This window comes from Pseudidiomarina donghaiensis (assembly GCF_900116895.1).
GTDB lineage: Bacteria > Pseudomonadota > Gammaproteobacteria > Enterobacterales > Alteromonadaceae > Pseudidiomarina > Pseudidiomarina donghaiensis.
The window spans coordinates 61,271-86,402 of sequence record NZ_FPCF01000004.1 but is presented as its reverse complement, the minus strand read 5'-3'; the positions used below and the strand labels follow the sequence as shown (position 1 = coordinate 86,402).

The 25,132-nt window shown below is 48.1% G+C and carries 22 protein-coding genes and 1 tRNA gene; 5 read left to right on the top strand and 18 right to left on the bottom strand.

The features are described from left to right. Positions 1–81: 81 nt before the first annotated feature. Entirely contained in the window at positions 82–939 is an 858-nt protein-coding gene (locus BM334_RS08485) for a hypothetical protein (RefSeq protein ID WP_092840788.1), read from the bottom strand. A gap of 91 nt (positions 940–1,030) precedes the next feature. Here BM334_RS08485 and zur point away from each other — a divergent pair, with 91 nt between their 5' ends. Next, positions 1,031–1,471 carry a zinc uptake transcriptional repressor Zur gene (gene zur, locus BM334_RS08480; RefSeq protein WP_092840786.1) on the top strand — a complete coding sequence of 147 codons (441 nt, stop codon included), beginning with the start codon at positions 1,031–1,033 and terminating at the stop codon, positions 1,469–1,471. Here zur and dnaB read toward each other — a convergent pair. From dnaB to BM334_RS08410, 14 genes are all read right to left on the bottom strand, one after another. Further along, positions 1,468–2,898: a replicative DNA helicase gene (gene dnaB, locus BM334_RS08475; RefSeq protein WP_092840784.1), complete on the bottom strand. Its 1,431-nt coding sequence runs from the start codon at positions 2,896–2,898 to the stop codon at positions 1,468–1,470. The two genes, zur and dnaB, sit on opposite strands and share 4 nt — an antisense overlap. A 130-nt stretch (positions 2,899–3,028) precedes the next feature. Next, positions 3,029–3,979 (bottom strand): DUF4097 family beta strand repeat-containing protein, encoded by a 951-nt coding sequence (locus BM334_RS08470; protein WP_092840782.1) that lies wholly within the window; start codon positions 3,977–3,979, stop codon positions 3,029–3,031. A gap of 50 nt (positions 3,980–4,029) precedes the next feature. Continuing rightward, on the bottom strand, positions 4,030–4,575 hold the full coding sequence (locus BM334_RS08465; RefSeq protein ID WP_092840780.1) for a hypothetical protein: 546 nt from the start codon (positions 4,573–4,575) through the stop codon (positions 4,030–4,032). Then, entirely contained in the window at positions 4,562–5,131 is a 570-nt protein-coding gene (locus tag BM334_RS08460) for an RNA polymerase sigma factor (protein WP_241970969.1), read from the bottom strand. The genes BM334_RS08465 and BM334_RS08460 overlap by 14 nt, the downstream gene beginning before the upstream one ends. Before the next feature lie 154 nt (positions 5,132–5,285). After that, entirely contained in the window at positions 5,286–5,738 is a 453-nt protein-coding gene (rplI, locus tag BM334_RS08455) for a 50S ribosomal protein L9 (RefSeq protein ID WP_055438595.1), read from the bottom strand. 42 nt (positions 5,739–5,780) lie between these two features. Beyond that, positions 5,781–6,008, bottom strand: coding sequence for a 30S ribosomal protein S18 (gene rpsR, locus BM334_RS08450; RefSeq protein WP_006956988.1), 228 nt, complete (start codon positions 6,006–6,008; stop codon positions 5,781–5,783). A gap of 10 nt (positions 6,009–6,018) precedes the next feature. Further along, positions 6,019–6,342, bottom strand: coding sequence for a primosomal replication protein N (priB, locus tag BM334_RS08445; RefSeq protein ID WP_241970968.1), 324 nt, complete (start codon positions 6,340–6,342; stop codon positions 6,019–6,021). 11 nt (positions 6,343–6,353) lie between these two features. Continuing rightward, complete coding sequence (gene rpsF / locus BM334_RS08440) at positions 6,354–6,728, bottom strand: 30S ribosomal protein S6 (protein ID WP_055438593.1); 375 nt, start codon at positions 6,726–6,728, stop codon at positions 6,354–6,356. Between the two features lie 129 nt (positions 6,729–6,857). Further along, entirely contained in the window at positions 6,858–7,343 is a 486-nt protein-coding gene (locus BM334_RS08435; protein ID WP_126801847.1) for a hypothetical protein, read from the bottom strand. Beyond that, complete coding sequence (rlmB, locus tag BM334_RS08430; protein ID WP_092840776.1) at positions 7,312–8,058, bottom strand: 23S rRNA (guanosine(2251)-2'-O)-methyltransferase RlmB; 747 nt, start codon at positions 8,056–8,058, stop codon at positions 7,312–7,314. Before rlmB ends, BM334_RS08435 begins: the two co-directional genes overlap by 32 nt. A 27-nt stretch (positions 8,059–8,085) precedes the next feature. Further along, positions 8,086–10,455 (bottom strand): ribonuclease R, encoded by a 2,370-nt coding sequence (gene rnr / locus BM334_RS08425; protein ID WP_092840774.1) that lies wholly within the window; start codon positions 10,453–10,455, stop codon positions 8,086–8,088. A 70-nt stretch (positions 10,456–10,525) separates the two neighbouring features. Next, positions 10,526–12,478 (bottom strand): hypothetical protein, encoded by a 1,953-nt coding sequence (locus tag BM334_RS08420; RefSeq protein ID WP_092840772.1) that lies wholly within the window; start codon positions 12,476–12,478, stop codon positions 10,526–10,528. Further along, positions 12,479–15,661 carry a toll/interleukin-1 receptor domain-containing protein gene (locus tag BM334_RS08415; RefSeq protein ID WP_157981881.1) on the bottom strand — a complete coding sequence of 1,061 codons (3,183 nt, stop codon included), beginning with the start codon at positions 15,659–15,661 and terminating at the stop codon, positions 12,479–12,481. Between the two features lie 66 nt (positions 15,662–15,727). Beyond that, positions 15,728–15,814, bottom strand: a tRNA-Leu gene (locus BM334_RS08410). A gap of 177 nt (positions 15,815–15,991) precedes the next feature. On the opposite strand from BM334_RS08410, the gene BM334_RS08405 reads away from it, so the two are divergent. Then, a complete protein-coding gene (locus BM334_RS08405; RefSeq protein WP_092840768.1) occupies positions 15,992–16,543 on the top strand; it encodes an RDD family protein in 552 nt (183 codons plus the stop codon). Between the two features lie 40 nt (positions 16,544–16,583). On the opposite strand, the gene lptG is transcribed toward BM334_RS08405, so the two are convergent. Further along, entirely contained in the window at positions 16,584–17,654 is a 1,071-nt protein-coding gene (gene lptG / locus BM334_RS08400; protein WP_092840766.1) for an LPS export ABC transporter permease LptG, read from the bottom strand. Further along, the gene (gene lptF / locus BM334_RS08395; protein WP_092840764.1) at positions 17,654–18,760 is read right to left on the bottom strand and encodes an LPS export ABC transporter permease LptF; all 1,107 of its coding nucleotides are present in this window, start codon (positions 18,758–18,760) and stop codon (positions 17,654–17,656) included. Before lptF ends, lptG begins: the two co-directional genes overlap by 1 nt. Positions 18,761–18,883: 123 nt before the next feature. Between lptF and pepA the strand changes: the two genes are divergently transcribed. The 3 genes from pepA to BM334_RS08380 are packed head-to-tail and all read left to right on the top strand — an operon-like array spanning position 18,884 to position 23,749. Then, positions 18,884–20,389: a leucyl aminopeptidase gene (gene pepA, locus BM334_RS08390; RefSeq protein WP_092840762.1), complete on the top strand. Its 1,506-nt coding sequence runs from the start codon at positions 18,884–18,886 to the stop codon at positions 20,387–20,389. Positions 20,390–20,413: 24 nt separating this feature from the next. Next, on the top strand, positions 20,414–20,869 hold the full coding sequence (locus tag BM334_RS08385) for a DNA polymerase III subunit chi (protein WP_055438584.1): 456 nt from the start codon (positions 20,414–20,416) through the stop codon (positions 20,867–20,869). Positions 20,870–20,887: 18 nt separating this feature from the next. Further along, the gene (locus BM334_RS08380) at positions 20,888–23,749 is read left to right on the top strand and encodes a valine--tRNA ligase (protein WP_092840760.1); all 2,862 of its coding nucleotides are present in this window, start codon (positions 20,888–20,890) and stop codon (positions 23,747–23,749) included. Here BM334_RS08380 and BM334_RS08375 read toward each other — a convergent pair whose 3' ends face one another. Continuing rightward, on the bottom strand, positions 23,750–25,111 hold the full coding sequence (locus tag BM334_RS08375; RefSeq protein WP_092840758.1) for a GntP family permease: 1,362 nt from the start codon (positions 25,109–25,111) through the stop codon (positions 23,750–23,752). It lies immediately after the preceding gene. Between the last annotated feature and the right edge of the window lie 21 nt (positions 25,112–25,132).

The window sequence follows — 25,132 nt, the reverse complement described above, 5'->3', positions numbered from 1 at the left end:
CATCAAAGTTTTTTCGGGCGCGTATTATAGCGTGAATTAAAAGCCCTGACTAACTTCGGTTGGTGACTTGTTTGATAAATACTAGTTAGTTTGATAATAAAAAGCCTTAGCGCTTATCGGCAAAAGCTCTTGATATTCAAACCCAGCCCAATTTTTATCACCCTTGCTCGGCAAGGTAAGGCCAGACTCTTTCCAAACGGCGCCATACTGGTTATCGGCGAAACCTGCGACGATGATATTTAGCGCGCCATTATTATGCCGTTCAATGGCAGCAATTTTGTGTGAGGCCATGAGCTTTCGCAAAGGCATGGAAAGCGCACGCAACTGCGCAATTTCAGACGGCGCCTGCTCAATTCGTTCAAATTGCGTCGTATGCGCCGAAGGTACAAAGCCAGCTACAGCCGATGGTTCATATACGGTGACACTAGGCCCAACAAAAAACGCATTATTGATACGAAAAAGCTGATCATTTGACTGCTGTACAATGGATAATTGTTCACTTTTCGCGAGTAGCTTCAGCTCCTGATCCGCCACTTGAATAAAAGCTGCAACATGTTCTGCTTTGTCCTGATGGCAATCGTCATTTCGGCACAACACCGCTGCAGCTAGATTTTTAATATATTGCGGTGTACCAGTGTACATTGCACCAATCGCACCAAAGTTGAAATTAGCAAACTCTGCACGATGTTCAGGGTTGGTAAATTTAGTTGGCCGAACATCAAGCTGCGCATATGGCGTTATGAAGAAAGAGTACGCTAATGGGTTATCTTTTAGCACCGCATCAGGGGGCAGTAATGCCTGAAGATGATAAAGCACTTCACGATACTCTTTACTACTGCTGTCGGTGAAGTAATCGGGTAACTGAGCTCGGGCTGTTGAAACAAATAACACCAAACACGTCGCGACAATTAACCATGGCACTATAGACTTTGCTTGCATGAATACCCCCTGTTGGAAAAAAGTTAACATATCGAACTATGCGATACAAATCATCTTCCTTACGTAAAACCTGCGTGATAAACTGCCAAATATGAACACATTAGATACTCAGCGTTTAGTCAATAAAGCGCAAAAATTATGCGAGCAACGTGGGGCGCGGTTAACACCAGCGCGCCGCGAGGTGTTTGAAATATTAGCTGAACAAGAAGGCGCGATCGGCGCCTATGACCTGCTCGATAAGTTAAAAGCTGCGGTTCCTAATGCGAAACCTCCAACCATTTATCGCGCACTAGATTTTCTGCAAGAACAAGGTTTTGTTCATAAAATAACCTCATCCAATAGTTATGTGCTATGCAGTCACTTTGACCATCAGCACCCAGTACAAATGCTTATTTGTGTTCAATGTGGTTCGGTACAAGAAATTCAGTCAGATGGGGTATATGACGCACTGCGCAAACAAGCGGAAAGCCAAGAGTTTCAGGTGGCGTCACAGACCATTGAAGCGCATGGTCTGTGTAAAGCCTGTCATTAATAATCTGGCCCGTCTGGTAAATCAATTTTTGCCAGGTTATCAAACTTCGAGTAATGCCCTTGGAATTTTAGTTTAACGCTACCGATAGGGCCATTACGCTGCTTACCGATAATGACCTCAGCCACACCTTTTTCTTCGGTTTCAGGGTGGTAAACTTCATCACGATAAATAAACATGATCACGTCGGCATCTTGCTCTATTGAACCCGACTCACGTAAGTCTGAGTTTACCGGACGCTTATTGGTCCGCTGCTCAAGTGAACGGTTCAGCTGCGACAATGCCACCACCGGCACTTCAAGCTCTTTCGCTAACGCTTTAAGCGAGCGCGAAATCTCGGCAATTTCGAGGGTTCGGTTCTCTGCCATGCCAGGCACAGTCATCAACTGAAGATAATCGACCATAATCATCGACAACCCACCACTCTCACGATAAACCCGCCGCGCACGTGAACGTACTTCGGTTGGGGTTAAACCTGATGAGTCGTCGATAAAAATATTGTTCTTGTCTTTTAGAATATTGATCGTTGATGCAATACGCGACCATTCGTCTTCTTCAAGACGCCCAGTACGAATACGTGTTTGATCAACATGACTTAGCGACGCCAACATACGCATCATGATTTGTTCTGACGGCATCTCAAGACTAAACACCAGTACTGGCTTGTCTTTGCGCATTGCCACGTTTTCACATAAGTTCATGGCAAAGGTGGTTTTACCCATCGAAGGCCGAGCGGCAACAATGATCAAGTCTGAGGGCTGCAAACCTGCTGTCATTTGATCGAGATCTAAGAAGCCCGTTGAAGCACCGGTAATACCGTTGTGGTTCTTGTTGCGACTAAGTTCATCAATACGGTCGATGGTTTTTTGCAAAATTGGGGAAATTGGCTGGGGCCCTTCATTGGCGCTAGTACGCTTTTCGGCAATCTGAAAAACTTTGCTTTCTGCAATATCTAACAGCTCACTAGAGGTTCGGTTTTGCGTATCAAAACCTGACTCCGCAATTTCATTCGCCGCAGCGATCATTTCACGCAGAATTGCCCGCTCGCGCACTATTTGTGCATACGCACGAATATTGGCGGCACTGGGGGTGTTTTTAGCTATTTCGCCAAGGTAGGCAAAACCGCCAACGTCTTGAAGCTCGCCGGAAGCTTCTAAAACTTCAGACACTGTTACCAAGTCGATTGGCTGGGTGCGTTCAGACAAATGATGCATAGCACGAAAGATTAACCGGTGTCCGCGATGATAAAAGTCATCGGCAATTAACTCACCCGCAATAGTATCCCATGCCTGATTATCCAGCATAAGGCCACCCAACACCGATTGCTCTGCTTCAATCGAATGAGGGGGTGTTTTTATCGCGTCAAGTTTGGCGTCTTTAGGTTTTTGCTGTCCTTGCCATGCTTGCTTGGTCGTGCGCTTTTCTGCCATGAATGTCTCAGTGAGTAAATATCAAATAACCATGCGAGACTATACAAAATCATACGACACGAAGAAAGCAAATCAGCATAAATTTGCTGATTTGCTTGTTGAGCTCATGTACTCAATGAAATTCATGTTGCTATTTTTCCAACACAATAGTGCCGCTTACACTGCGCAAGCTCATGGAACTACTGCGCTCGCCAAGTTCAAGCTTCAAGCTTTGTCCCATTCCATATTTGCCTTGTTCTGCTTTTACTTGGTTTAGGCGGTTCACAATGTCACCACCAGCGCTAGCACGGGCGTCTATATCTGCATGAATATCGCCACGCAATTTCAACGTTGTATCGCCACTAACCGTTTCAACATTAACCCGGGCCCGCTCATTAAGCGCAGTTGATACTTCAACGTCCCCACTGACATTATTAATATGCAGTGAGTCTACGCTAGCAAGATTCAGTTGTACGTCGCCAGATACCGCTTCAGCACGAACCACACGGGCGTTGGTTGTTGCTTTTACGTCACCGCTTACTGTTCCATAGGTTGCACGCGAACTATCACTGCCTTGGTCTTCGACATCACCACTGACACTTTGTAAGGTCAATTCGCCGGCTAAGTTACGCCCTTCAATATCGCCGCTAACCGTTTCTAAGTTAGCACCGCCAGTTAATCGGGTTGCCGTAATATCGCCGCTAACGCTGCTCACCACAACACTGCCGGTAAACGCGTTTACATTAAAGTCAGCAGATACGCTTTGCGCCTCAACACGGGCGGTGTTTGGTAGGCTAATTTTTAAATCGTTACCGTCGTTATTACTGAAGTTACCGCGGTTGGGCATTTTTACGTGAATAGTTAAGGTATTGCCATTCAGCTCAAAAATAAAGTCTTCAGCATTCTCATCAATGGTACCAACAACCTTGGCCACATTCGCATTCGTTCCTTGCACATCAACTTTACCACGCATGGTGTCAATCACCACTCGTGCGTTGGTTGGTACCTCAAGCTGTTGATTAACTTGCTGGCCCTTGGCAACAACCAAATTCGGTACCAGTAATAGAGTGCCGGCAATCGCCATTTGGATTAATTTATTCATAAGTAAGCTCCTCAGTTGTACTTTATTTGGCTTTAATTAGCTTTGCTTCATTAGGCCTGCTGATAAGTGCGCGGCTGTATATACATAGTTTTCAATAACTCAAGTTCCTGTTGATGTAACCACTGAAGGAACTTCCATAGCTCTGAATTATTCGGTTCTTGTTGCAACTGTTGGGTGACTTTCATTGCCGCTTCGCGCAATTGCTGTAACTCAACCTCTAATTCATTAAATGTGGGCGTCAGCCCAGCGTCTTGGTAATTCGTCAATAACAAATCACGTTGCTTTTGGTGTTGTTCCGTGATCATGGCAAGCAGGTTCATGTGGGCTTGGGTTTCTGAGTTTGTGCCAACTTCCGGCGCCGGCATGGTGTAGGTGCCCATAAACACACCAACAGCCACAAAAAGTGATGCTGCAATACCCGTGGCCCAGCGCCAACCATGAGTTGGTTGTAGCTGCGAGCGCAGTTGCTGACGGCTAATGCTCGCTTCAATGCCACGCCATAGGTCTTTGGGCGGCGCTACTTCAGCGCCATGTTGCATGGTGTCGTTTATTAACGAATCTAATGCTATGCGTGCACTATTATTAGGCGTTGTCATCGCTTAACCACTCCTCTAATAACGTTCTGGCGCGGTGCACCTGCGCTTTACTTGTACCGACAGCTATACCTAGTTCTTCCGCGACGTCTTCATGACGCATTCCCTCTAGGCAATGCAGCACAAACACCCAACGCATTTGTAGGGGCAGCCGCTGAATCAGCCCATCAAGGCGCCCCAAATCTGGGCAGTCACTGTGCACCAACTGCTGCTCGAAGTGAGCCTGTTCATCTCCGGCTAGCTGTAACTGTTGAATACGGCGGCTTTGTTTACGCAACTCAGTTATTGCAACGCGCGTGGCCACGGTATGTAACCAGGTACTGAATTTACTTTCTGCACGAAAGCTCGACAAATGTTTCCAGAGCTGAATAAAAACCTCTTGAGTCACATCGTTCGCCATATCAAAATCGCCGGCTAGACGTAACACCAAGCCGTAAACGCGCCGATGATGTCGATCATATATTTTTCGAAACGCATTTAAGTCGCCCTGCCCTGCTTGTTGCGCAAGTTTCACATCTGGGTCATCAAAATACGCTGTTGTTAAAATTTGAGCTGTCACTGGAATTCCTATCTTGGCATTTTGTACAGCGATTCTTGTTCAGTTACTAAGTATGTCGCATGTAATTACGACAAGGTTTACAGCGCGTCATAAAAAATCCAAAAAAAAAGCTGCCCAAATGGACAGCTTTTTTAATTTGCTTGCGGCGACTAAATTAGTCAGCAGCAACAACTTGCAATTTAACCGTTGCAAATACGTCTGAGTGCAAGTGCAACTCGATGTCGTATTCGCCAACTTCACGCAAGGTACCGTTTGGTAACAATACTTCGGCTTTAACCACTTCAACGCCAGCTGCAGTAACTGCATCAGCGATGTCGCGCGTACCGATTGAACCAAACAATTTACCTTCGTCACCAGCTTTAGAGCCGATAACGACTGGGTCAAGTGCATTAATTTTTTCTGCACGAGCTTGCGCAGCTGCTAACTCTTCAGCCAATTTGGCTTCAAGTTCAGCACGGCGCTCTTCAAATACTTTAATGTTCGCTTCGGTTGCAGGAACTGCTTTACCTTGTGGGAACAAAAAGTTACGTGCATAGCCAGACTTAACTGAAACTTGGTCACCCAAGCTACCTAAGTTGGCAATTTTGTCTAATAGAATAATTTCCATTGTCCGCTACCTCTGAGTTTCTGAGATCGTTCCGATGCCGGCTTACTGATGTGAATCAGTGTAAGGCAGCAACGATAAGTAACGTGCACGTTTGATGGCACGCGCCAATTGACGCTGGTACTTCGCAGAAGTGCCAGTGATTCGGCTAGGAACGATTTTGCCACTCTCAGTGATGTAGTTTTTCAGAGTAGCGATATCTTTGTAATCAATTTCTTTAACGCCTTCAGCCTTAAAACGGCAGAATTTACGGCGACGGAAAAAACGAGCCATGATGGTCTCCTCAAATCTTCACAAGTTGCTGGGCGTGTAGTACCAATTTGCCAATACCGTTTTTATCTTCTATTCGATTCAAAAAACCACTGACATGGACTGCAGTTCCAACGTTTAATTCTTTGGCCCACTGTGTTGCAACCCCACCGCTTAAAACAACCACTATGCGAACATAGCTGCGGCGTGGGAGTCCGGCTTCAATTTGTTCTGACAAATGCTCAAGAACAAAGCGTAAATGGCTAATGCCAGCCGGGCTGTGCGTCAATTGTGGCGGTTTAATCACCGCACCGCTGACTTGATATAAATTCTGCACAGGCTCCACAGTAGTAGACACAACGTGTTGGCTTATGCCGCTTCGTTGTCGTCTTGCTCTTCGTTGCGGCTGTCAGCTTTACGCGGCTCATCTTTCTTGCTCAATACAGAAGCTTCAGTTTCAGCTTCTTTCTTGCGCATGATCATGTTGCGTAAAACGGCGTCGTTGTAACGGAAAGCTGTTTCTAGCTCGTCTACAACTTCAGCAGTCGCTTCGATGTTCATCAACACGTAGTGTGCTTTGTGCAACTTGTTGATTGGGTAAGCCAATTGACGACGGCCCCAGTCTTCCAAACGATGAATGGTACCGTTACCTGCTTTGATGGTCTCGCTGTAACGCTCGATCATGCCAGGTACTTGCTCGCTCTGGTCTGGATGGACCATGAATACGATTTCATAATGACGCATTTCTGCTCCTTATGGTTCATAGCTACCAACTGGCTCAGTCACACCCTTGGCAGCAAGGAACGCTTTTTAAATGAATTAAATACTTCAGACTGATTTAAGCGGCGGGATTTTAGCCTATAACGCCCGCAATCACAAGCTTGATTGCGTTTTATGGCCGTTTTCCACAAGCTGGATAAGAATTTTTACATATTGCTCAGGCAAAGCCGCGTAACTATCCGCTGGGCCTTGCACTTTAAAGCGCTGCACGGAACCATCTGTGGCATTACTTGCCGGCGCTTGAAGTTCGCCATTCAGCACTAACATGGCTGCGCTAGAGACCTGTACAGTAAGCTGCCATGCCCGTGGCTCTGGTGTTTCTGATAGGCGCCATTCATGGCGCTGCTCGATGCGTTGCTGAATGTCAAAAGCAACATCTTCAAGCTGCCCTTTAGCAGCGGCCTCGCTTGCGGCGTCGATGGTATAAGTCACATGCAAAAATGGCTTATTTGAACGTTGCTCGGGGTCAAGATCCCCCGTTGGCAACCACGCCAACGCCAACATGACAATGACTAAAGCCGCAATAAGCAGCGGCTTCCAACTGCGTCTAGCTGTCATGACGTTGCCGAACCACTTCATACAAAGTGACCCCTGTTGCGACCGACACATTCAAACTGCTCACTGTGCCTAACAATGGAATTTTAATCAGTTCATCGCAGGTTTCTCGAGTTAACCGGCGCATGCCATCGCCTTCAGCACCCATGACAATGGCCACAGGCCCGGTGTAGTCGACTTCGTATAAGTTCTTGGTCGCTTCACCCGCGGTGCCAACCACCCAAACCTGATTATCTTGTAACTGTCGTAAGGTGCGTGCCAAATTTGTCACTTGCACAAATGGCACGGCTTCTGCAGCACCACTCGCTACTTTACGAACCGTTGGATTGATTGACGCTGATTTGTCCTTAGGAACAATCACGGCGGTAACCCCAGTGGCGTCGGCAGTACGCAAACAGGCCCCCAGGTTGTGCGGGTCAGTTACCCCATCAAGCACCAAAAACAGCGCTTTTTTTCCGGCTTTTTCACATAATGCGTCGAGATCATTTTCGGTTAATTGTGGAGCCTCAAGCGCCGTAATAACAACACCTTGGTGATTACCACCCTCGGCTTTTTTATCCAACGTGGCTTTTGGTACAAACTGTACCCGCATCCCCAGTTTTTGCGCTTGGCTAACTAACTCTTGCAATGGTTTGTCTTGCCGCTCACGCGTGGCAAACACTTCCACCAGACGCTCAGGGTGCTGACTCATAACTGAACGCACCGAGTGCATACCGAAAATAGTGACTTTTTTGTTCATGTAACAACAACTCTCAACAATGAATACTTATGACCGTTTTTGGCCTTTCGATTTTGGGGCTTTCGGTTTCTTGCCTTTGCGAGCCGACTCTTTGGCTTTACGCTTCGACTTAATACGCGCTTTGGTGGCCTGCTTTTTCTGCTTTTTACTGGGCGGTTGTTCTGCCTTGGCGAATTTTTTGCCTTTCGGTAGCATGCGGTCTTGACCGGTTGGGCTTTCCGCCGACAATAAATCTAAATCAATTTTGCGCTCGTCTAAATTCACTGACTTCACGCGAATGCGTACTTTATCACCTAACCGATAGACTCGCCGCGAGTTTTCACCAATCAATAACTGTCGCTCACCATCAAACTGGTAGTAGTCGTTGTCTAGGTTACTAATATGCACCAAGCCATCAATTTGCATGTCATCAATGCGCACAAATAGACCAAAATTGGTGACTGCGGCAATAACGCCGGAGAACTCAGAGCCCACGTGATCACGCATGTATTCGCATTTTAGCCATTCATCCACTTGGCGCGTCGCGTCATCGGCACGGCGCTCAGTCATGGAGCAATGCGCACCCAGCTCATCAAGCTGGTCGTCCGGGTACATCCACGCCCCTTCAAGTGCCGGCGACGGCCCTTGCTGCTTTTTCAACAGGGCTTTTATTGCGCGATGCAAAATCAGATCGGGGTAACGACGAATGGGCGATGTAAAATGCGAGTATTCGTCAAGTGCCAAACCAAAGTGCCCTGCGTTGTCGGGGCTATAAACAGCTTGTTGCATCGACCGTAACAACATAGTCTGAATCAGCTCAGCGTCCGGCCGCTCAGCCACTTGCGCCAGTACGTCACTATAATCATGCGGGCTCGGGTCATCGCCACCTTTCATGGTAATACCAAGCTCAGCTAAAAAGCTTCGAAATGAGGTCAACCGCTCGGTTGCTGGCGGCTCATGAATTCGGAACAGCGCGCCTGCTTCGTCATGGCTTTCAATAAGCCGCGCAGTGGCTACGTTAGCCATGATCATACATTCTTCAATAATGGTATGAGCAACATTACGGCGTACCGGTTCAATCGACTCAATTTTCCGCTGCGCGTTAAAAATAAACCGTGTTTCAGTGGTTTCAAATTCAATGGCCGCCCGTTGTTGACGCGCTTTCTTCAGAATTTTGTACAAGCCATGTAAGTTCTCAATATTACCCATCACATGGTCATAATCTTTGCGCAGCTTGGCGTCACCATCCAAAATGGCAGCCACTTTGGTATAGGTTAAGCGCGCGTGCGAATTCATCACAGCAGGGTAAAACTCAGAGCCTGTAAGTTTACCTTTATTGTTGATGGTCATTTCGGCGACCATGCATAAACGGTCTACGTCAGGGTTCAACGAGCATAATCCGTTACTCAGCTTTTCAGGCAGCATCGGCACAACAAAATTAGGGAAATAAACGGAGTTGCCGCGCTCAAGAGCGTCTTTATCCAAGGCTGTATTTGGGCGTACGTAATAACTCACATCGGCAATCGCTACCCACAAGCGCCAACCATCGCCGTGCGGCTCGGCACATACGGCATCGTCAAAATCGCGCGAATCATCACCATCAATGGTTATCAGCGGCAATTTACGTAAGTCGGTACGGCCTTCGTAAGCCTCTGCGGGCACGGTTTCACCGTAACGCGCCAACTCTTGCTCAACCGCGGCTGACCATTGAGTTGGAATGTCATGTTCGCGAATGGCAATTTCAATTTCCATACCCGGAGCCATGTGCTCACCGAGTACTTTGGTGACCGTGCCAATAGGGCTACTGCGCCGTGTTGGCCGTTGTGTCACTTCAACCACAACAATTTGACCATGCCGCGCACCGTTGGCTTGCCCTTCGGGTATTAATATATCTTGGCAAATACGGCTGTCGTCGGGCACCACAATACCAATATTGTGCTCAATAAAATAACGTCCGACGATATCACCCTTACGCGGCTCAATAACGCGAACAATACGGCCTTCTTTGCGGCCCTTGCTTTCGGTACCCTGTTGCTGCACTAGTACTTTGTCACCGTGCAGCACGTTGTACATTTGATGATGCGGAATGAATAAATCGGCGCCGCCTTCTTCTGGGCGACAAAAACCAAAGCCATCACGGTGGCCAATCATGCGCCCTTTAATCAGGCTCATACGCTCGGGTAACCCATAAGCATTGGCTTTGGTGTAAATAAGTTGACCGTCGCGCTCCATAGCACGTAAACGGCGTTTCAAACCAACCTGTTGCCGTTCATCGGATAGTTTGAACTTCTCAACCAGTTCATCAAAACTGGTTGGTTTTAAACGCGCTTCAACGGCGGCGAGCAAATCGTCGCGTGAAGGAATTTCAACCTCGTATTCGGGTTGTTCTGATGTTGACGAATCGTCGTGTTTTGTCATATTTCCTCAATAGTTAACTACTGCAAAACTGCAAGCAGTCGAATGCCTATAGCATAACAGATAATTGCCATTAGCGCTGTTGTTTTGCGAAGCTTGAACGCGCAAAACCGTGCTGTAATTCGGGCCGAGTCACACTGTCGATAAACCAACTGTGCGCATACGAGTGCGCCCCCGTATATGGGTCAATTTCACTTGGTACGGCGATATCAAAGCGATTGAATTCAGCACTAAATTGATGTTTGGGCACACCCAATGCAAGGCTCGATGTAACGTAAAAATCAACGGGGGTGTGCGCTGCCAGTTTGGCAATATCGCTAGCCACGGGAACTGGCGTATCGAGCATTGTCACCCGCATATCTGTCGGCGCCAGCCCCAACTCGTTTAATACGAGCGCTGCATGTAGCACGACAAAGCCACCAGCGCTATGGCCAATTAAATGTAATGGCTTATTTTTATCGAGCACACCAGAGCGATATTCTCGGGCAAGTTTGAAACCCACTAATTCGCCAATGCGCTCACCTTGCGGCCGAATCATTGATAAATCATTCAACATGCTTTGTGCGTCTTTAGGTAGCCCTAATGCATCAAGCATTTTATTTTCTAAGGTTACAACGGGTACCGCTGAAGGCCTTGCTGCATGGCTCCAATTCACCAAAATAATTTCCGGTGTAAGCTTGGTTTGTTGTTTAATTGCTTGCTGTAGGCGCGTCATCCAATGTGCGTCACTCACATTTTCTGGAATTGTTCGTTGCACGCCATCACGCAGACCGTGTGCAACTACAATGAGTCCATGCTGTTTCGCAGCATCGCTTGGTTGCCAGAGTGCGTAGCTAGATTGGTTTGCGATCAGCAACTCGCCTTCTTGACTATTTAATTTAGCGACTACGTTGGGGTCTTGCGGCGCTTTGTTGTAATGAATTAGTGCTGTCGTTACCACAATCGATAGCCCAACGACTAGTACTCGACCAAACAGCACCCGCCCGATAAACCCTGCAGAAATTGCTAACACGTTAGAAAGTTTGCTCATAAAGCCAACGGGCTTAGCTTTAATTAATTGCAATTCACGTTGGTCAATTTCCTGATTATTGGCGCGATAATAAGGCTGGTTGTGTTCGGTTTGGTAATACCACTCACTAACTTCACTCAGCAAACTAAGCTCGGTTTCAACCACAACCTGTTTAAATTGCGCTGGCGGTAACTTGCTTTCTAGCCGTAGCTGCTGCTGCTCAAGAAACTCAATTTGTTGAGCATAACGCCCTACCCGCCGGTCAAGGTCTAAATAGTTGCCACGTAGTTGCAGCAAAATAGCAACTAAAGGCAATAACGCACCAATGAAGGCCAAAATATAGTCTGAACCAGACCATAACAACCACGAATTTGAGTTGTCGCGCAGTGCTATTAGCAGCCCCATTACAGCCAAAAACAACGCAGCATCTACACACAAAGTTACGGTTTTACTCAGGCGATGTCGCTGTTGCTGCGCCAATCGGCGCTTTTGCCGATAGTAATTTAGTTGATCAACAACGCGTTGCTGACAGTAGTCCGTTTGTAACGCTGCTGCATTCGAATTTTTTAATTCATCAACTGCAACAGGTCGCTGTAAATATGCGGCAATAGCAGCAAGGCTTGGTGCAGCCGTTAGCGCCTTTGCGGTAATGACTGGGTCAATGCTTGCAGAGGCTAATTGTGAGCGCGCAATTTCTGCAACCACTCGCGCACGAGCCCAATTATGTTGCATACCGCGCCAACGCACCCACCATAATACAGCCACTAACAAAATAGCGCATACCGCACTAAAATATCCGACATAGCTTACATTCACCCCACTGCGGGTTACTAACAACCACAATAGCGGCGCCAACACAGCCAAGCCTTGAACAACAAGAATATAGGCGTACATACGCCGAGTATTCGGCGCTAACTGATTGGCTAGTTTCTCGGCTTTGCTAAGAATTACCTTGGCGTTGTCTTGCTCCTTTATGCCGAGCACCTTAAGTAGCGGCAATAACCATGAGGGCATCATTTATTCACATCCTCTTTGCTGGCGTTGTTTGGGGGTTAACGGCGGCAAGTAATAGCGCGCTCTTTGTTCTTCCGATAAGCAGTTTTTGCCAATAGGTAAAGCGGCGCGAGCCTGTTTTACGCTAAGATCAAGTAGAGCCGGATAACGCACATAGCGATGCTCATCAATGATCTGCACTAACGCACCGGTGGTTGCATCAAAAGCAATGTCGCGGCTTTGGCCAAACGTAGGCGACCGGTCAATAAGTGTATGGTCAGAGATACGCCACGATTGCCATTGGTAGCCGTGAATAATAAACATATCATGTTGTGGATACTCGCGAACCCTTGGTAAATAGCCACTTAGTTTAGCTGTTTGGATGATCTTTTGACTTGCAACATCTAACCACAGCAACTCGTCGGCTGCGGTTTGAACTAACAGCATACGTCCATTTGCAATCGGTAGAACCGTATTGTACTTACGACCGTCAGCAAAACGCCAAATCGGCTCTTGTTGCTGTGCCCTCCAAAAAGTTATCGCATCAACCTGCTTCACCACGGTTAGTTGCGGCTCAGAAAGCCACACAGCCTCACCAGCAAGTGGAATATCAACATACACTGTGTTGTTTTTAATGTTTGCGACAATCGTATTTTTACTATCAACATTGGCCAATACATAGTTGCCACCAGCAGCTATAGTTAGGCCATCAATGTCATAGCGTGATTGAGCCGGTAAAGTTATTTCCGCAACCTGAGTATTGTTACGCCAATCAAACACCTGTGCAGCAATCTGCTCACCTGCATCAACTACCTTTGCAGCAAGCTCGCCCGAGTTGGCCACCGTAGTCGCTTGAAAGGTTAGTGCTTTTGCCGTGTCACGTTGAGAGACAAACCAAGAGTCACGCTGACAGTGAATGGCTGCCCGTGTTTCATCTGCTGCGAAAACCACTTGAGCATCACGCCAAAGACGCTCACATGGTATAGGCATAACGGCTTCTACCGTATTGGTTTTCGTATTCAGCCAACCGATAGAATTATCGTCATTGATAACCAGCAACCAATTGCCCGAAGGGCTCAATGAACGTCCGAGTGCTTGGAAGTTGTTGGCGATAAAAGCAGCGGCTTGATTACCCTGTAAACTGTACAAATCAACATTTTGTGCGCCGGGCTGCCACGCTAAAATAAGTTGTTGCTGATCATCAATACTGGTTTTTTCTGAATCGGGAATTTTGATAGCAAACGTTTGCTCACCGGTTTTCTCATTCCAAACATATATATTATCGCCACTGCCAGAATAGATCGTTTCTGTAGCGCCAAACTGAACAAAATCTGGCCCCATCATACCGTGCTCAAGTGCCACATAGTTGCGACTATTTAAATCAACCACCATGGGTGAAGTGCTAAGTGCATTTAGTCCGTCCGCGTTTTCATTACCTGAGTCAATTCGTTGCCCTGTCGATAACATCAAGCCGGCCTCACCTGCTTGGTCGAATATTAAATGGTAGCCAGGGGCAAACGACTTTTCATCACTAGTCACCACATAACTGTGCGTACCAAGATGAGAATAGACTAAAAGAATCTCATTATTCAGCGGACTAAATTGAGGTTCACGAATTATCCCTGAATAAGCCCCTTCTTCGGCCGGAATCGAGCGGATTAACTGACCTGTTTCACCGTCAAAAACATGGGAGTTCATGCCAAATAAATCCGCCGTTGCCAGATACTTACTATTGGGTGAGATAATGAGTCGGTTTGCTGATTCAACAACCTCCGTCTCATACAGCGCTGTATTGTCATTGATTGGGTACTTGGCGATATAACCAGGGTAATTCAACGAAAAAACCGCACTCTCGTCGGCATTGAATTGCACCGATTCGGACCACCCTTTCATCGAAATGTCATTTATTTTTTCAAAGTTGGCTAAGCTCCAAATCGTTAATCTCGAGTCACGCCCTTTAAGCGCAATATATTGGCCGGTCGGACTTATAGTAAACTGGTCGATACGAGCTTGATGAGCCAATGTTGCTAAAACTTGACCACTATTTGCCTCCAGAATATCCACAGTACCATTGTCATAACCTACAGCTAAGCGCGGTACGTGCGGAATTAATGCTGCATAAGCTACCGCCTGAGGCGCTCGCCAACTTAGTATTTTTTGGTTTTGCTGCATGGCTAAACGCAAACCGGCCAATTCATTCACCCACGGCCGCTGACCACCGTACTCCCCCGGTAGCGCGTTTAACCCAAGCAGAATAGCTTCATCAAAACGACCGTCTTCGGCTCGCAACTGCGCCTGATTCAGCAAGAATCGACTTTGGCTCACAAGCGCTGTGTCACGCTGTTGCTCTGCCACTTGCTGCTGCACATAAGCCCAAATACCAGCACCTATCGCGACCATAGCCAATACACCCACCGCAGCGAGCCACTGCCGTAGTCGCTTAGCGCGTTGTTTTGCCAGCGCCAATTGGTAAGCTTTATCGCGTTGCGTCAATTCACCTAATGGCACCCCTAAAATACCCGCGATGATTTTTAGCAACATGAGGTTTTGCTGCTCGCCATAGCGTTTAACGGCGTTATCGATGTCTTGCGGGGCTAATTTCCCATCGACCTTCAGCTGCTGTCTATATGCAGCCTGGCTGGTCCACGCTTGCTGAGGTTGACCGTCATGGAATACCCGAAAATCAGCTGCGATGGGCTCGGCCCGTTGCTCAGTGCGATTGCCATTTTCGTCATAACGAAACTGTAGGGGCTCTGGAAAACACTCTTGTTCAGCCGAAAAACCTAGCTTATGTTTGCTAGTATCCCAACTCACATTGGGCTCACCATCAATGATCATCGCAATAATGCGATCGGAATGGCCAAGGCGTTTGAAATAGTCAATTTCATCGGCAACATAAGTCGACGCGACAGCGTTCGGTGAGCACACCACAACGAGTAACCGTGAGGCTTTCAGCGCGTTGGCTATAGAATTGCCTAAGTCAGCATCGGCCGGCAGCTCATCTTCATCACGAAATATTGGGAAAATACGTTCGGGAATTTCCTCTCCGCGGCTATTCTTTTTACCCACTAATTCGTCGGGTACTTGGTAGGTTTCTATGGCTTGATGTAGCCAGGTAGCCCATTGCCGCCCCTCGAGCGTATTGTCCGCGTGCCGATACGAAATAAAAGCTTGATAGGTGCGTTGTGGTGTTGACGATGAAGACAAGATTTCGGTCCCTGTATGTTGTTATACACAAGGTTATAGCTTTCAAAGTGGTGTTTTGTAAAGAAGTGGTGCCTAGGGTCGGACTCGAACCGACACGGGTTTTATCCCGGCGGATTTTGAATCCGCTGCGTCTACCAATTTCGCCACCCAGGCACTGGGGGGTCTTGCTTACTGAAGTATGCTGCGCATTATACTGAACCGTTGAAGCCAATCAAGACATTTTATGACAGAATTATTCAATCGCTTATTTCGTGAGCAAATAACCTGAAAAATTGGTTTTTCTTCGGGGTTTTTAGGTACTATAGCGAAAATTTTCAGCACGGGTTCATCATGAGTACAACGTCACCTAACGCGCCATCTGTCGAAGACAGTCCACCAAAAACCACCGCCCAAATACATGCCAGCTTCCCTAGCGCAGGCTTTTTACGACGTTTAGCGGCTATGATTTACGACTTACTCGTAGCTGTTGCTATTCTCATGCTCTCAACTGGCTTCGCTCTTATTTTGCCGGCGGTACTAAACCGTATGGGCGTTATTGCACTTAGTGATAACTTAACTGCGGCAGACTGGCTTAATCAAACACCTATTTTTGGTATTTATTTACTCACAGTACTGGCTGTGTTCTTCGGCTGGTTCTGGTGGCGCAGCGGACAAACCGTCGGCATGCGAGCTTGGCGCTTGAAAGTGCAACAACGCAATGGTCAGCGCTTAACGAAAAAACAAGCGGCTATTCGCATTTTAACCTGTGCCTTTGGGCTGGGTAACTTGTGGGTTCTGGTTGACTTTAAAAACCGCAGAGCTTGGCACGATTATGCTGCCGGAACCGAACTGGTTACCCTATCAAAAGAAGCAAACCAACTGTATTACTGGAAAGAGTTGTAACAATAGGAGTTGTAACAAAAAGAACTGTAACAAGGCGCCGCTAACTGCCGCGGCGCCCCATCATCCATAGCGCCCAGCTAGCGAACAGTAAACTAGGTAACAAAGCACCAAGCACGGGCGGCAACTGATACACCTGAGCCATCGGCCCAAAAATTTCGTTACTCACGTGAAAGCCAAAACCAGTAATAACACCAAGTAGTATGCGCGCACCCATGGTGGTTGAGCGCAAGGGGCCAAAAATGAATGACAACGCAACAAGCAACATAACCGCAACGGTCACCGGAGCTAACAGCTTACGCCATAGGGCTAGCTTATAACGCTCAGCCGCTTGTCGGTTAGCCTCTAGGTAGTCTAGGTAATCGACCAATCCACGAATGGATAAACTTTCCGGTTTTACCGTAACCACACCAAGCTTGTCTGGCGTTAACGACGATTGCCAGAGGACTGTGTCTTGATGATCTTGCTGAATTTTTTCAAATGCATAGGTGGTGCGTGTGACGTCAGCCAAACGCCACCGTTCAGCGCTGTACACAGCACTTGCTGCATGCAGAATAGAATTTAACTCATTGCCTTCATCGAAATGATAGACGGTAATATCGCGCAGCCGGCCGGTATTCTCGACCTCACCGATATTGACGAAGTTCATGCCGTCGCGCGCCCAAATACCCTGTTGCGCTGAAATTAGACTACCGCCGGAAATTGCCCGAGCTCGAAGCTCACGCCCGTGTGATTCTAACTCTGGAGCGACCCACTCACCCATCGCCATAACGGCCAGCATCATCACCACCGCCGCTTTCATCACCGAGCCAACAATATTCAAGCGTGAGCGACCGGCAGCCAACATCACCACAAGCTCTGAATTACTCGCCAACATGCCCATACCAATCAAGCCGCCTAACAAGGCTGCCATGGGGAAAAACACCTCAATATCGCGGGGCAAGCTGTAAAGCACGAACAGTCCAGCTTCCGCCACCGAGTAAGTTCCACGACCTACCGACTTCAACTGTTCAACAAATCGAATTAAACTCGACAGGCCACTTAAAACCGCCAAACTAAGCAGCGATGTGACCAATACTGAGCGCGCTATGTAGCGATCAAGAATAGAAAACATCAGCGCGCCCTCTTAAATTTTGATAGCACTTTCAGCCCCCATGGGCGGCCTTTGCCAATTAGTGCAACGCCACAAACAAGCAACAACACATGAATCCACCACAAACCGATACTGGCGGGAATAGCGCCATCAGCAACGGCAGAACGAGCTGACATCAGGATAAGAAAGTACCCCAAGTAAATCAGCAAGGCCGGAGCCATGCGAGCAAACTTACCTTGGCGCGGGTTAACCCGGCTTAACGGCACAGCAATAAGCGTCAGTAACGGCATTGCCAGCGGAATCGCAATACGCCATTGAAGCTCTGCCTGAGCCTCAGTATTGGGTTCGTTCATCAATTCTAACGTGCTGTAGGCTTCAAGCTTTCGAATATACTCGCTGCCCTCTTGTTCTTTGATTTGCAGTTGATAATTATCAAACTGCATCACTTGGAACTCGCCTTCATCGAGGCTTTGGGCATAACGCATGCCGTTCGACAAGACTAGGGTTTGTGCACCCGAGTCGGCCGCAATAACCGCGCCGTTGTCTGCCATAACCACACTGCCGCCAATCACACGGTTATTCTCGTCACGTAATGACTGGGCTACAAATACTTCATCGAGATCGCCGTTTTCGGTTAAACCTTGAACGTAAATCACTGCTTTTTGGTTACTCGCTTGTTGAAAGCGCCCCGGCATAATCACGCTTAACCCAGTTTCACTGCGTGCTCGCTCTTCCACCACCCGCTCTTGCTCAAGCGACCAAGGCACCAAGTAAAGTGTCAACGCCGCAGTGCCAACGGCCAGAATAACAGACAGCACGAGCGTTACTCGCGTTACATACCACTCACTGACACCGCACGCATGTAAAACGGTCATTTCGTTGTCTGCGTATATACGCCCGTGGGCTAGCAAAATGCCAAGAAATAAACTCAAGGGTAAGATAAGCGCAGCAAGTGCAGGAAGATTTAAGCCGAGTAACTGAATGACGATGTTGCTTGGAATTTCTCCAGCAGAAGCATCAGCAAGCACGCGAACAAACTTTTGACTGACAAAAATAGTCATCAAAACCACTAACACAGCGATTTGCGACTTAAATGTTTCACGTATTAAATAGCGAAATATACGCACTGATGCCCACTCTTAACGTTGCTTTTTACTGGAAATACTGCGATTTTTAAGTAAACTTGTCATTTTAACAAGAATTATTCTACGACAGCGATCCACTGTCAACCGCAGCAAACGGGAGCACATATGGAGTTCAGCGTAAAAAGTGGCAGTCCGGAAAAACAACGATCTGCCTGTGTCGTGGTTGGTGTATACGAACCACGCCGCCTATCCGGTGTAGCAGAACAGCTAGATAAAGTCAGCGAAGGCTACCTCAGTAACCTGCTGCGCCGTGGTGACCTTGAAGGTAAACCAGGGCAAATGCTGCTGCTACACAACGTTCCTAACATATTCAGCGAACGCGTTTTACTGGTTGGCTGTGGCAAGGAACGTGAGCTCGATGAACGTCAGTATAAACAAATTATTGAAAAAACCATCCATACTTTGAACGAAACCGGTTCCATGGAAGCGGTTTGTTTTCTCAGCGAGCTTCACGTCAAAGGTCGTGACACCTATTGGAAAGTACGCCAAGCGGTAGAAGCCGCGCAAGGTGGTTTATATACTTTTAATCAATTAAAAACTCGCAAAGAAGAGCCGCGCAGACCGTTGCGTAAAATGGTATTTAATGTACCGACTCGCCGTGAGCTGCCGCTTAGCGAAAAAGCCATTCAGCACGGTTTAGCCGTTGCTAAAGGGATGTCGCTATGCCGCGACGTGGCAAATATGCCACCGAATATTTGTACACCGCGCTATTTAGCAGAACGCTGCGAAGAAATGGCAACTAACTATGACAATTTAAAATTTACCGCGGTAACCGAACAAGAAATGGCCGAACTTGGCATGAACGCTTATTTGGCGGTTGGTCGTGGTTCGGAAAACGAATCGGTATTAAGCTTATTGCACTACCAAGGTGGCGATGCTAATCAGGCACCCATTGTGTTGGTTGGCAAAGGCTTAACCTTTGATGCCGGCGGTATTTCAATTAAGCCATCGGCAAACATGGACGAAATGAAATATGACATGGGCGGTGCCGCTTCGGTTTTGGGTGCCATGCAGGCCATTGCTGAACTGCAACTGCCAATCAACGTTATTGGTGCCATTGCCGGCTGTGAAAATATGCCAGATGGCAAAGCCTATCGCCCTGGTGATGTACTTACCACCATGAGCGGCCAAACCGTTGAAGTATTAAATACGGATGCTGAAGGTCGTCTCGTGTTGTGCGACACCTTAACCTATGTCGAGCGGTTTGAACCTGAAGCGGTAGTTGATGTTGCCACCCTAACAGGGGCTTGTATTATTGCCCTTGGCCACCACGCTAGCGGCTTAATGAGCACCCACAACCCGCTTGCCCATGAGTTGTTATCAGCCTCAGAGCAAAGCGGCGATCGTGCATGGCGCTTGCCGGTGTGGGATGAATATCAAGACGCATTAGATAGCCCATTTGCTGATATGGCTAACCTAGGCGGTCGCGATGCAGGTACCATTACTGCAGCATGTTTCTTGTCGCGCTTTACCAAGAAATACCACTGGGCGCACTTAGATATAGCTGGTACAGCATGGCGCAGCGGCGCGAAGAAAGGCGCAACAGGCCGTCCGGTACCGTTGCTGACGCAATTCGTGCTCAACCGCACCGCTTCGGCAGAGCAAGAATAAAACCTAATAGTTAAGGCTTAACCTATGGCACAAGGCATTTTTTACGTTCTCGACGGGCTTGATGAGCAACAACAGTTGCAGTTCTTCTGTGAGCGTATTACGCAAGCATGGCGCGATTTTCGAAGCGTTCGTGTTTGGTGTGCCAATCAAGCGGAAGCCGAAAAACTCGATGAAGCCTTGTGGCAGTCACCGAGCGACGCTTTTGTGCCACATAATTTAGCCGGTGAGGGGCCTTCTCAAGGTGCACCGGTGGAGTTGTGTTGGCCGCAAGCTAATGTGGCTAAACGCCGCACCGCTGCGGTGGTAAACTTAATGGCTGATATGCCCGAGTGGCAAGGCGCACGCATGATTATTGAACGCGTGCCCAGTGAAGAAAATGCGCGCCAACAGGCGCGTGAACGCTATAAACTATACCGCGGGCAGCGTGTTGAGCTGCAAACGGTTAAAGCATCTGAACAGATGAATTCATTCACCCAATAGAACGAAGTGACTATTTCTATGGATAAAACGTATTCCCCGCAAGCGATTGAGCAAGCCCTTTATAAAACTTGGGAAGAGCGCGGTTATTTTAAACCGTCGGGTCAAGGCGATGCCTACTGCATCATGATCCCCCCGCCAAATGTCACGGGCAGCTTGCACATGGGGCATGCGTTTCAGCATACCATCATGGACACCCTCACCCGCTATAAACGCATGGACGGATTTAATACTTTGTGGCAGGTTGGTAGCGACCACGCCGGTATTGCCACGCAAATGGTGGTTGAACGCCAATTAGCCGCACAAGGCGTCACCCGTCAAGAACTGGGCCGCGATGCTTTTATCGATAAAATTTGGGACTGGAAAGCACAATCAGGCGGTACCATTACCTCACAAATGCGCCGATTAGGCGACTCAGTTGACTGGGACCGCGAGCGCTTCACCATGGACGACGGTTTATCGAATGCCGTTAAAGAAGTGTTTGTGCGCTTGCATAAAGAAAACCTGATTTATCGCGGTAAGCGCCTAGTTAACTGGGACCCGAAATTACAAACTGCTATTTCTGACTTAGAAGTAGAAAACAAAGAACAGCAAGGCCATATTTGGCACCTGCGTTACCCCCTTGCTGACGGCGCCAAAACCGCCGACGGTAAAGACTACTTAGTGGTTGCCACCACACGCCCTGAAACCATGCTCGGTGATGTTTGTGTTGCGGTGCACCCCGACGACGAGCGCTACCAAAGCTTGGTCGGCAAATTTGTTGAGCTCCCCATTGTTGGCCGCCGCATTCCAGTCATTGCCGACACCTATGTCGATAAAGAATTTGGCACCGGTTGTGTGAAGATCACCCCCGCCCATGACTTTAATGACTATGACGTTGGTAAGCGTAACAACCTACCCATGATTGCCGTGTTGGACGACCATGCGAATGTTCGCGACGTTGCTGGTTTATACACGCCTACGGGCGAGTCATTGCCCGAAATTGACGGTTTTGACGGTACCTTACCAGCCGACTTCCAAGGGCTTGAGCGCTTTGCCGCACGCAAGAAAATTATTGCTGATTTTGACGCGCTTGGTTTGCTTGATAAAACCGAAGCACACACCAACAAGGTTCCTTATGGTGACCGCGGTGGCGTGCCCATTGAGCCACATTTGACTGACCAATGGTACGTACGCGTGGCTCCAATGGCAGAAGTTGCAACCAAAGCAGTCGAAGACGGCGATATTCAGTTTGTGCCGAAGCAGTATGAAAATATGTATTTTGCTTGGATGCGCGACATTCAAGATTGGTGTATTTCGCGTCAGCTTTGGTGGGGACACCGCATTCCTGCTTGGTATGATGACCAAGGCAACGTCTATGTTGGCCGTGATGAAGACGAAGTGCGCCGTGACAACAACCTTGGTGACACACCGTTGCGCCAAGATGACGACGTTTTAGATACTTGGTTCTCGTCAGCTTTGTGGACGTTCTCAACGTTAGGCTGGCCAGATAACACGGATGACTTAAAAACCTTCCACCCAACCGACGTGTTGGTGACTGGTTTTGACATTATTTTCTTCTGGGTTGCGCGCATGATCATGATGACCATGCACTTCTTAAAAGACGAGAGCGGCAAACCGCAAGTACCGTTTAAAACCGTCTACGTCACCGGTTTGATTCGTGACGAAGAAGGTCAAAAAATGTCGAAATCTAAGGGCAACGTACTAGACCCGCTCGACATGATTGACGGTATCGATCTCGATACCTTGGTGAATAAGCGCACGGCCAATATGATGCAACCGCAGCTAGAGGCTAAAATTAAGAAGCGCACCGAAAAGCAGTTCCCTGAGGGCATTGCCGCACACGGCACTGACGCATTGCGTTTTACCCTAGCTGCATTAGCTTCAACCGGTCGCGACATTAACTGGGACATGAAGCGCTTAGAGGGCTACCGTAACTTCTGCAACAAGTTATGGAATGCTAGCCGCTATGTGCTGATGAACACCGAAGACCAAGACTGTGGTGTACGCGATGGCAAACCAAGTGGTGAACTTGAATTATCGTTGGCCGACCAGTGGATTATTGAGCAGCTCAATGACACCACCAAGCAATTCCGTCATGCGCTTGATACCTATCGTTTTGACCAAGCTGCCGCGATTGCCTATGAGTTTACCTGGAACCAGTTCTGTGACTGGTACCTTGAGCTCACCAAGCCGGTGCTATTTAATGGCAGCGAAGCGCAGCTGCGTGGCACACGCCACACGCTGGTGACGGTGCTTGAGCAGTTATTACGCTTGTTACATCCATTGTTGCCATTTATTACCGAAGAAATATGGCAGCGCGTGGCACCATTGGTAGGTATCAACGCCGACACCATCATGTTGCAAGCCTACCCACAGGTGCAACCGCAGCGCTTTGCAACAGCCAGTGCCGATATGGAATGGTTAAAACAAGTTATCGTTGCCGTACGTAACATTCGTGGCGAAATGAACTTGTCACCAACCAAGCCGTTACCGGTGCTATTCAAGAACGCCGATGCGACCGCTCAAACGCGGCTTGAGCAGAACCAAAGCTTCTTAAGTGCCTTGGCTAAGCTTGAATCAGTTACTTTCTTAGCAGCCGACGAGGAAGCCCCTGCGAGCGCAACAGCTCTTGTGGGCCGCATGGAAATAAACATTCCTATGGCTGGCTTAATTGATACGGCAGCAGAGCTAGCGCGACTTGATAAAGCTATTGAGAAAGCGCAGAAAGAATTCGACTTGTTTACCCGTAAATTAAGCAACGAAAACTTCGTCAGCAAAGCGCCAACGGAAGTAATTGAAAAAGAACGTGCGAAACAAGCAGAAGCTCAAGAAACCCTGCACCAACTGCAGCAACAGCGGGAAAAAATTGCGGCGTTGTAATTAATACAACGCCAATGCAATCAATACCGCAAGCAATGCAGCTATTATTGGAATAATCACCGTGACCACAAAGATGTCTTTATAGGCGTCTTTGTGGGTTAGCCCCATTAAGGTTAACAGCGCAATAACAGCTCCCGAATGTGGTAGAGAATCGAGACCGCCAGCAGCCAGATTAGCGATACGGTGCAGCAGGTCTGGGCTAACCCCAGCTTCAATATAAGCAGGCGCTAGGCTTGACATAAATATCTGTAACCCACCCGATGCTGATGCGGTAATTCCAGATATCAGGTTTGCAGAAATAAACACCGACAATAAAGCGGGAATATCGAGGCCTAGCAGCCATGCGGCAAACTCATGAAAACCGGCTGTTTGAATCACGACACCACCAAAGCCAATTACCGCTGCGGTATTGATCAACGGTAACATGGCATCATCAACCCCCTGCCCCGCGACTGTGACAAAGCGTTTGCGTACCGGCACGAACATGACCAAACACAATACACTGCCAGCCAACAGTGCAAAGCTTGCCCACAGCACCGGTTGGCCTAAAGCGAACTGTTGCCACTGTGACTGTATTCCAAAGGCTTGTAGCGCACGTGGCGCAACAATAGTAGCCAATACCGCAACAATAGGTAATAGCGATTTCACTAAGCCTGGTAGGCGTTGATCGGTTGCTGGCGCTAACGCTGCCATTTGCTTATCTTTGTCGTTAGCTTGGTAGTTTTCGCCGTTAGCACTAGCGCGACGCCATTGCCGTTGTAGATACCACATGCCTAGCACCGCCATCACTACGCCGGCCATAACCCCAAGCCAACCACCAGCAAAAAGATCGGTACCTAAATTACGTGCGGCAATCACATTATGAATGGATGGGGTACCCGGCAGTGCTGTCATGGTAAAGGTACCAGCACCTAGAGCAATGGCTGCCGCATACAGGCGCCGAGGAATATTAGCGCTCTGCATCAATGACACTCCGATGGGGTACATGGTAAACATCACCACAAACACCACCACACCGCCATAGGTAAGCAGCGCACAAACTAACATGGCTATCCAAAGTGCGCGTTGCTGTCCGAGTTTCTGTGTTATCGCCACTGCAACGCCTTGAGCTGCGTGACTTGCCGCCATAACACGGCCGAAAATACCACCGCAGATAAACAGTAGTAAAAAGTTTCCAGCAAAACTAAAAGCACCTGAAGCTCCGAACGGAAAGTGCTTGAGAAAAATATCAGCTATGGGAATACTGTTACTTAGACCAATAACAAAAATTGAGACCAATACCGCAAGTAGGATATTAACGCCACGCAATGCCAGCCAGATTAATAAACCCAAACCGGCAATTAAACCTAAATTCGCAATCATGAAGTGAGCCCCTGTTGTTAT

Bases quoted from the DNA above. Each gene is read 5' to 3' on its own strand.
- BM334_RS08485 (WP_092840788.1), bottom strand. From the start codon at position 939: ATGCAAGCAAAGTCTATAGTGCCATGGTTAATTGTCGCGACGTGTTTG.
- zur (WP_092840786.1), top strand. From the start codon at position 1,031: ATGAACACATTAGATACTCAGCGTTTAGTCAATAAAGCGCAAAAATTA.
- dnaB (WP_092840784.1), bottom strand. From the start codon at position 2,898: ATGGCAGAAAAGCGCACGACCAAGCAAGCATGGCAAGGACAGCAAAAA.
- BM334_RS08470 (WP_092840782.1), bottom strand. From the start codon at position 3,979: ATGAATAAATTAATCCAAATGGCGATTGCCGGCACTCTATTACTGGTA.
- BM334_RS08465 (WP_092840780.1), bottom strand. From the start codon at position 4,575: ATGACAACGCCTAATAATAGTGCACGCATAGCATTAGATTCGTTAATA.
- rplI (WP_055438595.1), bottom strand. From the start codon at position 5,738: ATGGAAATTATTCTATTAGACAAAATTGCCAACTTAGGTAGCTTGGGT.
- rpsR (WP_006956988.1), bottom strand. From the start codon at position 6,008: ATGGCTCGTTTTTTCCGTCGCCGTAAATTCTGCCGTTTTAAGGCTGAA.
- rpsF (WP_055438593.1), bottom strand. From the start codon at position 6,728: ATGCGTCATTATGAAATCGTATTCATGGTCCATCCAGACCAGAGCGAG.
- BM334_RS08435 (WP_126801847.1), bottom strand. From the start codon at position 7,343: ATGAAGTGGTTCGGCAACGTCATGACAGCTAGACGCAGTTGGAAGCCG.
- rlmB (WP_092840776.1), bottom strand. From the start codon at position 8,058: ATGAACAAAAAAGTCACTATTTTCGGTATGCACTCGGTGCGTTCAGTT.
- rnr (WP_092840774.1), bottom strand. From the start codon at position 10,455: ATGACAAAACACGACGATTCGTCAACATCAGAACAACCCGAATACGAG.
- BM334_RS08420 (WP_092840772.1), bottom strand. From the start codon at position 12,478: ATGATGCCCTCATGGTTATTGCCGCTACTTAAGGTGCTCGGCATAAAG.
- BM334_RS08405 (WP_092840768.1), top strand. From the start codon at position 15,992: ATGAGTACAACGTCACCTAACGCGCCATCTGTCGAAGACAGTCCACCA.
- lptG (WP_092840766.1), bottom strand. From the start codon at position 17,654: ATGTTTTCTATTCTTGATCGCTACATAGCGCGCTCAGTATTGGTCACA.
- pepA (WP_092840762.1), top strand. From the start codon at position 18,884: ATGGAGTTCAGCGTAAAAAGTGGCAGTCCGGAAAAACAACGATCTGCC.
- BM334_RS08385 (WP_055438584.1), top strand. From the start codon at position 20,414: ATGGCACAAGGCATTTTTTACGTTCTCGACGGGCTTGATGAGCAACAA.
- BM334_RS08380 (WP_092840760.1), top strand. From the start codon at position 20,888: ATGGATAAAACGTATTCCCCGCAAGCGATTGAGCAAGCCCTTTATAAA.
- BM334_RS08375 (WP_092840758.1), bottom strand. From the start codon at position 25,111: ATGATTGCGAATTTAGGTTTAATTGCCGGTTTGGGTTTATTAATCTGG.